The sequence below is a fragment of the Paenibacillus sp. F024 genome (genome assembly GCF_057814255.1).
Genome location: NZ_JBVASZ010000063.1, coordinates 1 through 11,730, shown reverse-complemented (window position 1 = coordinate 11,730; position 11,730 = coordinate 1). Strand labels below are relative to the sequence as shown.

The 11,730-nt window shown below is 49.1% G+C and carries 12 protein-coding genes; 5 read left to right on the top strand and 7 right to left on the bottom strand.

The window, feature by feature from the left end; all coding sequences use genetic code 11:
• Positions 1-271 precede the first annotated feature (271 nt).
• The 3 genes from ACZYR9_RS26650 to ACZYR9_RS26640 form a co-directional block, all read right to left on the bottom strand.
• On the bottom strand, positions 272-508 hold the full coding sequence (locus ACZYR9_RS26650; protein ID WP_488981415.1) for a ferredoxin: 237 nt from the start codon (positions 506-508) through the stop codon (positions 272-274).
• 99 nt (positions 509-607) lie between these two features.
• Positions 608-1,102, bottom strand: a complete 495-nt coding sequence (gene mobB / locus ACZYR9_RS26645) for a molybdopterin-guanine dinucleotide biosynthesis protein B (protein ID WP_488981414.1) — start codon at positions 1,100-1,102, stop codon at positions 608-610.
• A complete protein-coding gene (locus ACZYR9_RS26640) occupies positions 1,099-2,406 on the bottom strand; it encodes a DNA polymerase IV (protein WP_488981413.1) in 1,308 nt (435 codons plus the stop codon). Before ACZYR9_RS26640 ends, mobB begins: the two co-directional genes overlap by 4 nt.
• Before the next feature lie 166 nt (positions 2,407-2,572).
• Between ACZYR9_RS26640 and cimA the strand changes: the two genes are divergently transcribed.
• Positions 2,573-4,192: a citramalate synthase gene (gene cimA / locus ACZYR9_RS26635; RefSeq protein WP_488981412.1), complete on the top strand. Its 1,620-nt coding sequence runs from the start codon at positions 2,573-2,575 to the stop codon at positions 4,190-4,192.
• A gap of 52 nt (positions 4,193-4,244) precedes the next feature.
• On the opposite strand, the gene ACZYR9_RS26630 is transcribed toward cimA, so the two are convergent.
• Complete coding sequence (locus ACZYR9_RS26630) at positions 4,245-4,787, bottom strand: TlpA family protein disulfide reductase (RefSeq protein ID WP_488981411.1); 543 nt, start codon at positions 4,785-4,787, stop codon at positions 4,245-4,247.
• 176 nt (positions 4,788-4,963) lie between these two features.
• Here ACZYR9_RS26630 and ACZYR9_RS26625 point away from each other — a divergent pair, with 176 nt between their 5' ends.
• Both ACZYR9_RS26625 and ACZYR9_RS26620 read left to right on the top strand, forming a co-directional pair.
• Complete coding sequence (locus ACZYR9_RS26625; protein ID WP_488981410.1) at positions 4,964-6,280, top strand: MFS transporter; 1,317 nt, start codon at positions 4,964-4,966, stop codon at positions 6,278-6,280.
• A gap of 69 nt (positions 6,281-6,349) precedes the next feature.
• The gene (locus ACZYR9_RS26620) at positions 6,350-6,784 is read left to right on the top strand and encodes a M67 family metallopeptidase (RefSeq protein WP_488981409.1); all 435 of its coding nucleotides are present in this window, start codon (positions 6,350-6,352) and stop codon (positions 6,782-6,784) included.
• Between the two features lie 54 nt (positions 6,785-6,838).
• Here the strand turns inward: ACZYR9_RS26620 and ACZYR9_RS26615 are convergent, their stop codons facing one another.
• The 3 genes from ACZYR9_RS26615 to ACZYR9_RS26605 are packed head-to-tail and all read right to left on the bottom strand — an operon-like array spanning position 6,839 to position 10,098.
• The gene (locus tag ACZYR9_RS26615) at positions 6,839-7,573 is read right to left on the bottom strand and encodes an exonuclease domain-containing protein (RefSeq protein WP_488981408.1); all 735 of its coding nucleotides are present in this window, start codon (positions 7,571-7,573) and stop codon (positions 6,839-6,841) included.
• A 24-nt stretch (positions 7,574-7,597) separates the two neighbouring features.
• The gene (locus ACZYR9_RS26610; protein ID WP_488981407.1) at positions 7,598-8,665 is read right to left on the bottom strand and encodes a DUF294 nucleotidyltransferase-like domain-containing protein; all 1,068 of its coding nucleotides are present in this window, start codon (positions 8,663-8,665) and stop codon (positions 7,598-7,600) included.
• A 44-nt stretch (positions 8,666-8,709) separates the two neighbouring features.
• Positions 8,710-10,098 carry an ammonium transporter gene (locus ACZYR9_RS26605; RefSeq protein ID WP_488981406.1) on the bottom strand — a complete coding sequence of 463 codons (1,389 nt, stop codon included), beginning with the start codon at positions 10,096-10,098 and terminating at the stop codon, positions 8,710-8,712.
• 363 nt (positions 10,099-10,461) lie between these two features.
• Between ACZYR9_RS26605 and ACZYR9_RS26600 the strand changes: the two genes are divergently transcribed.
• Together ACZYR9_RS26600 and ACZYR9_RS26595 are read left to right on the top strand one after the other, a co-directional pair.
• Entirely contained in the window at positions 10,462-10,890 is a 429-nt protein-coding gene (locus tag ACZYR9_RS26600; RefSeq protein ID WP_488981405.1) for a MerR family transcriptional regulator, read from the top strand.
• A 29-nt stretch (positions 10,891-10,919) separates the two neighbouring features.
• Positions 10,920-11,600 (top strand): zinc metallopeptidase, encoded by a 681-nt coding sequence (locus tag ACZYR9_RS26595; RefSeq protein WP_488981404.1) that lies wholly within the window; start codon positions 10,920-10,922, stop codon positions 11,598-11,600.
• The last annotated feature ends 130 nt before the right edge of the window (positions 11,601-11,730 follow it).

Below are 11,730 nucleotides of genomic sequence, written 5' to 3'. Positions count from 1 at the left end.
CCTCTTGCGAGGCCTTTTTGACGACGCGGCAGGATTCACTTTATGTTACGGCCTGGTATGTCGCTCGCCCTGTCTCCGACAGGTACTTTCGTCGATACGCTTTTACGCACAGATTTCGCCATACGCAGGTATCCTAGCTACGCGGGGACTTGGCTCCTCCCGCGACCGGACTTTCACCGGCTAGAAGATGCGTGCTTAGCTGGGCACGCGAAACGAAAAAAAAGCCTATTTCTGTAATAGAAATAAGCTTTTGGTTAAAGGCTCTTGTATCTTAGTTATTGAAAGGAGCGTCCGCTACTTTGATGGAATCGGTAGGGCAGCCGTCCTGCGCATCCTGCAGATCATCGTAAAGATCTTCCGGAATTTCGGTTACGCCTTTGTTTCCATCGTTGTCGTAGATTACTTCCGCAAGACCTTCATCGTCGTAATCATAAATGTCAGGTGCTGTAGCGCCGCAAGCACCACAGGCGATACAGGTTTCTTTGTCCACCCATGTGTATTTAGCCATGTCTAATCTTCCTCCCTTATTGTTAACCTCATCCTAAAATATAATATAAATGCCCGTAAAGTTCAAATAGAAAGTAATAAATAGGATGATAATGTATCGTTATAGGTTTTCGATAAAGCCCGCAATCAAATCAATATCGTCGGGATGAAACACAGGAACCTCAGGAATACGTTGTGAAGCGAGGCCGATGTCGGTTGTTACCCAAGCGACGGGCGGAACCGTCAGAGAGCGGACAATCTCCGCTTGCTCCTCTGTGCGGAAGACGGCGATCTTCGCGTGCGGCTCACGCTTAAACCCTTCTACTATAATGAGCTCAAAGCGTTCCCGCAGTCCCTCGATCACATCGGAGAGCGACACGGTTCGACGCTCATACATCCGGACAGCATCCGGTGATATGACAATGGAAGCCGCGGCTCCCGATTGAATGAATTGGGCCGAGTCCGTATTGGGCACCTCTTTATAATGCCCGTGCCCATCATGCTTTATGACCGCTACATTCGACCCCCGGGCTTCATAATATTCCGTCAATCTCCGGATTAACGTCGTCTTGCCGCTGTTTGCAAAGCCGGCGAAGCCGATCACCTTTGTTTTCATTCCTCTTCCTCCAGCCCCTTTAATCTGAGGTGATCCATTTGCAGGGAGGTACCGCGGATTTTCGCGTTCCGGATCAGCGTGGACGGGTCGTCACCGAGCATTCCCGCGGTTAATACGGCGCCTTCTCCGAATTTATCGCGCAGCGTATCAAGGGTTTGGAGCAGCTTTTCCTTCACAGGCTGCTTCTGATAGCTGAATAAATCCAGTTGAACGGCGGCTTCTTGTTTCGGTGTCAGGCTTTGCAAAGTGATTCCCAAAAGCCTGACCGGCTCTCCGTCCTTCCAATTCGCGTCAAACAACCGGCAAGCACGGCTGTAAAAGTCCGAGGCGTTCTCCGTCGGTTCGCTCAGCTTTATCGCCCGCGTGATGGTTTTCATATCGGGATCCCTGATCGTGATTTGTACCGTCTGTGCCACTAATCCTTGCTTTCGCAGCCTCCGTCCAACCTGATCGGCCAAATTAAGAAAAACCCTGTGAATATCGGCACGGTCAGTATAGTTGACGGGAAGGGTTGTTGTATGCCCGATGGACTTGCTTTGTTCGCGCTCCGGATTGACCGGGGAATCGTCCTCCCCGTTGGCCGCACGCTTGAGAACCAGCCCCAGCACGCCAAAATGATTCGTAAGCAGCGAGGAATCGGCGTGTGCCAGCTGGCCGAGCGTATGAATATGCAGCCTTTTGAGCTTTTCGGCGGTTTTTTTGCCGATGCCGTATAGATAAGAGCATGGCTGCGGCCACAGTATGGACGGTACATCTCTTTTGCGCAGCACGGAAATCCCGTTCGGTTTTTTCATATCCGACGCCATTTTGGCCAGCAGCCGATTTGGAGCCACCCCGATGGAACACGGAAGGTGCAGCTCTTTGCGAATGCGCTCCTGGATGGCCGATGCGATTTCCAGCGGTGCCCCGAACGTCTTGGAGCCTGTAATATCGACGTAGCATTCGTCAATCGACATGCCTTCTACCAGCGGGGAATACTCGTAAGCGATCTTCATAAAGCGTCTGGAGAAGCTCCGGTAAAGCTCAAAATCCGGCCGGATCAAAATCAGCTCAGGGCAGAGCTTCAGCGCTTGCCCCACAAGCATCCCCGTCTTTACACCCTTGCTGCGGGCCTTGTAGGAGGATGTGACGATGATGCCTTTGCGCAGCTCCACACTGCCGGCAACGGCAATCGGTTTGTCCTTATATTTTTCAGGCTCCACGGCTTCATGCACGGAACAGTAAAATGCATTCATATCAATATGGAGTATGACTCTGCCGTTCACGGGATAACCATCCCCGCTTCCCTGCTTCCTTTCCGGCATGTTCTAAGGTCACCTCCGACTTATTTTCAGTATACTCCCCATCGAAAAAATAGGTTCTATTTTTATTTTAATCATATCCTTTACAAGAAACAATGTGCTATAATTATGAAATCTATTTTGAATTTCTTAAGCTGGACATAGGTGATTGGAAATAGGAGGACATGAGATGGGCACTACGGTAAAAATATTCGATACGACCTTAAGAGACGGAACGCAAGGAGAAGGCGTCAGCCTATCCGTTGAAGATAAACTCAAAATTGCCAAGAAGCTGGATGAACTGGGCGTTTCCTATATCGAAGGCGGATGGCCGGGAAGCAACAATAAAGATATTGAGTTTTTCCTTCGGGTGAAGGAGCTCGGGCTTAAACAAGCGAAAATCACCGCTTTTGGCAGCACTCGCCGAAAGAATACGTTGGCCAAGGACGATGCCAACCTGAATCGTATTCTGGAAGTCGGCGTGAAGGCCGCGGCCATCTTCGGGAAATCCTGGGATTTCCAGGTAGATACGGCTATTCAAACGACACTCGAAGAAAATCTGAACATGATTTATGATTCCGTCCACTATCTCAAGAGCCACGGGCTGGAAATCATTTATGATGCGGAGCACTTTTTCGACGGCTACAAAAGCAATCCCGAATACGCGATTGCCACGATTAAGAAAGCGGAAGAAGCCGGAGCCGACTGGATTGCCCTTTGCGATACGAACGGCGGAACGCTCCCTCACGAAATTTCGGCCATTGTTACGGCTGTCCGTCAAGAGGTATCCTGTCCGATCGGCATTCACGCCCACAACGATTGCGAGGTCGGTGTAGCCAACAGTCTGGCCGCCGTTATGGCCGGAGCCACCCAGGTTCAGGGGACGATCAACGGATATGGAGAACGCTGCGGAAACGCGAATCTCGTATCGATTATTCCCAATCTTCAATTAAAGTTAAAATACGATGTCGTCAGTGAAGAACAGCTGGCGAGTTTGACGAAGATCTCCCGGTACGTCAGCGAGATTGCCAACATGCATATGCCGATGAACCAGCCGTATGTCGGCGCCGCAGCCTTTGCCCATAAAGGCGGCATTCACGTGTCGGCTATTTTGCGAAACTCCAGCACGTACGAGCATATTACGCCGGAGCTGGTAGGCAACAAGCAGCGCGTACTTGTTTCCGAGCTTGCAGGACAAAGCAATTTGGTATTCAAAGCCCAGGAGCTGGGTCTTGATTTTGATACCAATAATCAGCAGACCAAGCAATTAATCGAGCAAATCAAAGAAATGGAGCATCAAGGCTATCAATTCGAAGGAGCCGATGCTACATTGGAGCTGCTTATTCGCGGAGCTTACGGACAGCTGGAGGAAGTATTTGCTTTGGAATCCTTTAAAATTATGGTGGCCAAATCCGTTGATCAGCCGGTTCATTCCGAAGCCATCGTAAAGGTAAGAGTGCACGGAGAGACGATTTATAATGCCGCGGAAGGCAACGGTCCGGTGAATGCCCTGGATAATGCGCTTCGCAAATGTCTTGTTCAGTTTTACCCGGGAATTCAAAATATGCATTTAACAGACTACAAGGTTCGCGTTCTGGACGAGAAGGATACAACTGCAGCCAAGGTTCGGGTGCTCGTCGAATCCTCCGATTTCCAAAATAACTGGAGCACGGTCGGCGTATCCGAGAACATCATCGAAGCCAGCTGGCAGGCGCTTGTCGACAGCATGCGTTATGCCCTGCTCAGTCAAACGCCTGCGATCAGCAAAAAGGAAGAACAGCGGGAACGCGTCGGACTCGTTAACCATTAATACGGAGCATGAAAAAAGCTGCAGCCGTTCTTTGAACGGCATGCAGCTTTTTTCATGCTCCCGACTCGATCAGCCGCCTGATTTTTTTATCCAGCTCCTCCGGAGGAAGCACATGGATCACTTCAATCAGCCTCCCCTTTCGGTCAATCAGAAAGCTGGTCGGCACAAACAAAATCCGGTAAGCGGACGCCGCTTCTCCCTTGGAATCCAGCAGGACAGGAAACGTATATTGATATTTCTTCACGAAGCTTTGCACCAGGCTTATCGTGTCGTCTTTGGTGACATTAACGGCATACAAATCGAATTTGTCTTTGTACCGTTTATATACCTGGCTTAAATCAGGCGCTTCTTCATGGCAGGGCCCGCACCAGGATGCCCAAAAATTAATCATTAACGGTTTGTCCCGCGCTCCGCCAAGCCGATAATCCGAACCGTCCAAACCCTGTAATGTCATTTGGGGCACAGGCTGATTAATGGCCAGCCGGTTCGCAGCAGATACAGCTTGAGAAGATACTTCGGGTGTCCGAAGGTGTTGATAAAAGGCAAGTCCTGCCAATAGCAGCACGATCAGAAGCAGCATTCCGTTTTTTCTCATATCTTTATCATCCCCCAGTCCGATCCGATATGGTTGTGTCCCTAGTATTCCCTTAAATTACAGAAAGCTTGCATACGGTGCTCTTGCTGATGCTGGAATAAGCCGGAAAGCATGACCTCGAAAAGGGAAGGGTACATTAGATCTACATTCTATGTATTCGGAGGGGCTGGTTCGTCATGGAAAAAACGAAAAAAAGAAAGCTGCAGATTATGTTCGACAGCGATATTGAGCCGGATTATGAAAAGGAGAAGTCGGATGAAAATGCGGAAAAGAGCGGTCGGAAAAAAGAGGAATCCAAAGGACAGATCTGGGAATTTATCGCCATTGCGACCGTACCGCTGGTGCTTGTTTTGGGCAATTCCATGCTCGTTCCCATCCTGCCGGATATGCAGGAGCGGCTTGGAATCAGCCAGTTTCAGAGCAGCCTGGTCATTACCCTGTTCTCCGTTACGGCAGGCTTGGTGATTCCCGTTTCCGGATATTTATCCGACCGTTTTTCCAGAAAGGCCATTATGATTCCCTCATTAATTATATATGGGGCTGCAGGCGTGCTGGCAGGCTTCGGGGCCGTATGGAATTCCTACTCAGTAATCATTATCGCAAGAGCGATTCAGGGACTGGGAGCGGCAGGTACGGCTCCCATCGCGATGGCTTTAGCCGGCGATCTGTATAAAGAGGCGACGGAAAGCAAAGCGCTCGGCTTAACCGAAGCATCAAACGGGGCGGGAAAGGTGATCAGCCCGATTTTGGGCTCACTGCTGGCATTATTAGTCTGGTACGCGCCATTTTTCGCCTTCCCCCTCTTCTGTCTGCTGTCCTTGCTGGCCGTTATATTTTTACTGAAAGAGCCGAAAAAAGAAAAGAAGGCCCCTGAACTGGGGGCATACATGAAAAATATCGGAAAGGTACTGAAAGCAAAAGGCCGCTGGCTGATCACGTCGTTCTTTGCTGGTTCCTTGGCGTTGTTTGTCTTGTTCGGCGTACTGTTTTATTTATCCGACATCCTTGAAGTTGAACCGTATAACATTGACGGCGTTAAAAAAGGATTCGTATTGGCCATACCTCTGCTCGGACTGGTGGCAACTTCTTATACAACCGGCTCGGTCATCAAGAAAAACGGGACGCTGATGCGATGGCTGATGAACATCGGTCTTGCTTTAATGACCGTTTCTTTGGGATTATGTATTTTTTTCTTTAACAAAAATATTTATTTGTTCATTGGTTTGCTCACGCTCAGCAGTATCGGTACAGGGCTTCTCCTCCCTTGTCTCAATACCATGATTACAGGTTCTGTAGAACGCGAACAGAGGGGGATGATTACCTCCATCTACAGCAGTCTGAGATTTTTAGGTGTAGCGGCGGGTCCGCCCTTATTCGGCTGGATGATGGAAAAATCGCATCAGACGGTATTTATTTCCGTTACGGCTTTGGCTTTATTGGCACTTGGCTTGGTGTTTTTCCTAATTAAACCCGAGGGCAAAATCGGGGGATAAATAGGCGTGGAAACCCGAGGATCATGTATAATGGTAATCATAATTCGATGTTAACGAGGTCGCCATTGCATGATGAATAAAAAACAAATCCTGGGCATTCACCGTAAACCATGGTCCGCAATGCTTGACTATTGTACAGCTCAAATGCCGCTGGAGGCTTGTGGGTTTCTGTTTGGAGCTCATGAACGGGAGACGACGCTTTTTGTACCCGTAGCCAATATCCACAACGAGCCGAAGCGGCATTTTTTGATGGAACCGCAGGGAATGATTCAAGCATTATTTGCGGGGCACCTTAGGCATCTAAAGCCTGTGGGTATCGTGCATTCTCATCCGCGTACCCCGCCGGTTCCCTCGGCTGAAGACATGCGGTCGCCTTGGAGAGGCTCAGCATTTCATTGGATTGTCTCCTTGGCGGATCCTCAAATTCCCGAAGTGAAGGTTTATAAATATGTCCGACAAGGTGAGCGTTGGATTTGTATTTCATACCCTTTTGAAATTTTTTGATGTACGGCAAAAAAAATCCCTTATTCACGGGCTGCAAACGCTACCGGAAAAGGGTTAATGATAACTCAGCTGTGTATATAGATCGCCGAGTGTCTGGATCTCTCTTGCTTCTACCTCCTGCATGAGCTTGGACCACAGCTTCGCCGTCATCATGGCATCCTCAAGGGCATGATGACGCTGGGTTACCTCAACGCCGTACAGATCAAGCAGCGTATCCAGATCGTAGGCCTTAAGCTTAGGATTCAACCACTTGGCGATCATCATGGTATCCAGCAATCTGTGGGACAAGTTCACCTTGGAGGTTTTCCACAGTGCAGAATTAAGAAAATGCTTATCGTGACCGGAGCCGTGCGCAACAAGCACCTTTTGCTGTACAAATTCAAGAAATCCCCTAAGCGCATGAAGCAGGTCCGGCGCATCTTTGACCATTTCATTCGTGATTCCGGTCAGCTTCTCAATTTCGTCCGGGATGGAACGCTTCGGGTGAACCAGACTATAAAAGGTTTGGCTTTCCGCAATCTGGCTTCCGTTTACCGAAACGGCTCCGAATGCAATGATTTCATCTCCGTTGTAGGGAGAAAAGCCGGTTGTTTCCAGATCGAAAACAACCAGCTCCACCGTACTCAAAGGAATGTCATACAATGAATTTTTCCGTTGCTCCTTCATGATGGATCGAATGAAAGCCATCTGCTGGGCGCTCTGCACATCGAACATCGAGGTCAGAGCAGAAGTCAAACCGCCCGTTTTGTACAGATGCCACATCCTTCCGGCCGGCTTCATATCCTTCATTGAAGATCTCTCCTAACCTTTTTTCTATCTTTTTGAGAATTTGCTTTTCACGTACTTTTGCAAATCGATCCCGATCCGAAGGCAGTGCTTTAACTCCGTTATTCGTTCCTTAGTCAGTTGGTCCGCCGTCAGCTTCCCGCGGGTAGTGTAATGGCTGCCTTCCAATTGATAAGGCGTCATCGAACGAAGCTTCAGAGCGGTAGTCAGCGCCTCCAGCCAATCGTGCCCGATTTCTTCCTCCACGTGCCCCTTTGCCACCAGCTCCTGAATGCGCCGTTCGGTTGAGGAGCATTCCATTCCCGAGCTCAATGCCATCAGCCTAACTCCGTTCACAATCGGAATATAGGCCCCATATTTGATGTCCACACCCCCTGCATCCTCGCCGTAACGCTCTTTAATCAGCTGTCCGAATACCCCTATAGATACTTTATGGTGCAGTGTATTGCGAAGCATGTGCTCCAGCATACCGGAGTTTGAACCTATATATTCGATAATCTCGGCGAAGATGGTCTCACCCAAAGCGGACTCTCCATATATCGTTCGAATGTCGGCAGCGATGAGCAAATACCTCACATTCTCCCATTGCGGATCTTCCAGCCATCCTCGCAGCATTTGCTTGTATCCGCTCACTGATTTGCGCCACTTGTCATTGGTGCAGATGACGCCGCCGCTGCAAGGCGGATATCCGACCTCTTCCAAATTGACGGAAATCCGTCGTGCCAGCTCGGCAAAATAACCTTCCGCCTTGACGATGGCATCCTCATGATCCGGGTCGGCATAGACCAGTCCGTTATCCTGATCGCTCCACAGCGTTTGCTCCCCGCGTCCACCGCTGCCGAACAGCAAAAATGCGTAAGGAACCGGCGGTGCTTCACCAGTCTCGCGAGCCAGCTGCAGCTCGGATAACCGGATAGCCCGGCGGATGATGGTGTCATGCATTTCATTTGCTTCTCTATTCCAATCCAATGGATGGGCAAAAAGGAGATGCCGCTGAAACTCCTCATGCGCCTGATCCCGAAAAACCCTCAGCTCCTTTAGACTTTGAGCTTCGGCCGCTTCCTGTCGAATCATTTCCACTGAGAGACGTTCCATACCGACATCCCCTTCAACGATAAACTAAGTGCGTTAGGTTGGCTTTATGAACTCACTGTACCGGCTTGAGACGCCTTTTTCATCTGCTCAGGGTAGCCATACGTACCATGCTCAGACAAGTCAAGGCCGATGATTTCTTCTTCTTCGGTAACACGAAGACCGATGGTCGCTTTCAAGATCGACAAAATAATCCAGGAAAGAATGAGTACGAAGAAGAATGCGCTGAATACACCCATTGCCTGTACTCCCAATTGCTCAAAGCCACCGCCATAAAGCAGTCCCGGCTTACCTACGCCAACTTTCTCGACAAGCTCCGGCGTAGCGAAAATTCCGTTGGCCAGTGTTCCCCATACGCCGGCAATACCATGTACGGAGAAGGCGTAAATCGGATCGTCAATCCCTGCTTTGTCAAACCATTGTGCCGTAAAGAATGTAATCACGCCGGCAACCAAACCAATAATGATCGCATCTCTAACTGTAACGAAAGCGCAGGATGCGGTAATGGCAACCAATGCCGCAAGCACACCGTTCAGCATGCTAGGAATATCCGCCTTGCCAAAGTACATCCACGCTACGATAATTGCCGCAACACCGCCGGCTGCCGCCGCCAAATTTGTTGTCATAGCGATATATCCAAAGAATCCGTCACCCATTGCGCTTAAAGTGGAACCCGGATTGAAGCCGAACCAGCCGATCCAGAGAATAATGACACCAAGAACGGACAGGACCTGATTATGACCAGGAATCAAATTCGATGTTTTATCTTTATTGTATTTACCGATCCGAGGCTTAAGCATCAGCGTAGCTACAAGAGCTGCCGTTGCGCCTTGCAAGTGAACGACCGTGGAGCCCGCAAAATCCTGTTTACCGTGACCTGCCAACCAACCGCCGCCCCATACCCAGTGAGCAACGATCGGATAAATGACAACTACATAAAGTACACTAAAGATAAAGTATACCGATAATTTAGCGCGTTCGGCAAACCCGCCGAAGGCAATCGCCAGCGATACCCCTGCGAAAGCCAGCTGGAACAAAAACTTGATTCCGATCGGAACATCCGAGAAGGATAACGCTCCGAATGCCGCCGCTGCTTGTGCTTCCGAGCCGTCTACAAAGAATCCTGTCATTCCAATAAATCCGTTGCCGTCACCAAAGGCCAAGCCGAAGCCTAGTGCCCAGAAGGCGATGGCACAAATGCCGAAGGTAAGAATCGTTTTGCCTGCAACGTGACCCGCGTTTTTCATTCGGGTAGAGCCTGCTTCCAGCAAAGCAAATCCCGCCTGCATGAAGATAACCAGGATGGCTGCCAGCATGACCCAAACTGCATCAATAGCTCCTTGCAGCTGTGCCGGCGTAGCATCCTCGGCAAATGCCATTGTAGGAACCAAAACTGACATTAGGCCCGTGGAAAAAAGTAACTTCTTTAACATCATGACCACTTCCTTCTTAATGTTAGTTTTTATAACATCTTTTGAAATTCATAATGTCATTATATACACGAGGTTTTCATTTGGCAATAGGTTTTTTTCAAAAAAGCCTATAAAAAACGAAAGATAACCTTACATATAATGTTCATTATTCGGTTTTATACACTGCAGCAAGTTGAATATTCATAATATTCCAAACATATAATCATTCGTTAGACTATTTTGTTTTCTTTTCAGACGCTGGCTTCCCGTACAGCATAAAGTCCAAAGCATAACGTTTGACTGTATGGTTCGGATTCAGTATTATTAGTTCTATGGACCTTAAACATTCATTTTAATGAAGAAAACGGAGGGAGAATCCATGGGGATATGAAGCTTTACAAAATTGGTGAACTGGCGCATTTATCCAAGGTGAGTCCTAGAACAGTGGATTATTATACGAAGCTCGGATTGATCCAACCGGAGAAAAGATCGGACACCAATTACCGATTATACAGCGACGAAACCTTAACGCGGCTCAAACGTATTGAAAGTATGAAGAGGGAGAAGTATACCTTAGAGGAAATTAAGGCAACTCTGCAGCAGTGGAATAAGGTTAGCCATGATGAATTAGTGACAGATAAACTGACGTCGCTACAGTTATTACTACAGCAGCTGGAAAAAGAAGCGAAAGAGATTGGACCGCTGCTTGAGAAACTGAAGCCGTCCCAGTTGAAAACTCTTCACAAGTCACTGACACAGCCTACGGCTGCATGTATTGAAGCCTTGTTGTTGCTGTTGGGTAAAGGTCCCCTTTAAAAATAAATAGACAATGGAGGAATGAAGCTATGTTTTTTCACCCTTTAGATTACCTTATCATCGCTGCGTTCGGTCTTTCATTATGGGCGCAGTTTCGGGTCAAGGGAACATTCAATAAGTGGTCGGAGGTTCCGATTCATTCCGGAATGACCGGTTATGAAGCCGCCCGCCGGTTACTTGACGCCAACGGGCTATACGATGTTCCGGTTGAAGCTGTACCGGGAGCGCTGACAGACCATTACGATCCGATGGCTCGCGCCGTACGTTTGTCGGAGCCGGTGTACTATGAAAATTCCATCTCCGCCGTATCGGTTGCCTGTCACGAGGTTGGACACGCGATCCAGCATCAGCAGTCCTATCCGATGCTTGTGCTTCGCCACCGGATGTTCCCGATGGTGAATCTGACGTCGGGAGTCGCTCCATTATTAATCTTGGCCGGTCTTTTTTTCCAGCAGTTTAACTTCCTGCTTGGCGTCGGCATCATCTTCTTCTCCGCCGCAGTCGCTTTCCAGCTCGTGACGCTGCCGGTCGAATTCAACGCCAGCAACCGTGCGCGTGACCTGATGATTGCTGAAGGCTTTATCACTAACGACGAAGAACGCGGAGTGGCAAAGGTATTGAACGCAGCCGCCCTCACCTATGTGGCCGCGGCACTGATCTCCCTGCTGGAGCTTATTAAATACATTTCGATCTTTAACAGCCGTGAATAACAGCCCAATCGAGTAGGAGGGGGCGCCTAGCCCCCGACCTCTCACACCACCGTACATGCGGGTCCGCATACGGCGGTTCCAAAAGGTTAACAAAGCTCTAAATAACGAGAAAGCAAACTTCTCAGCCCTT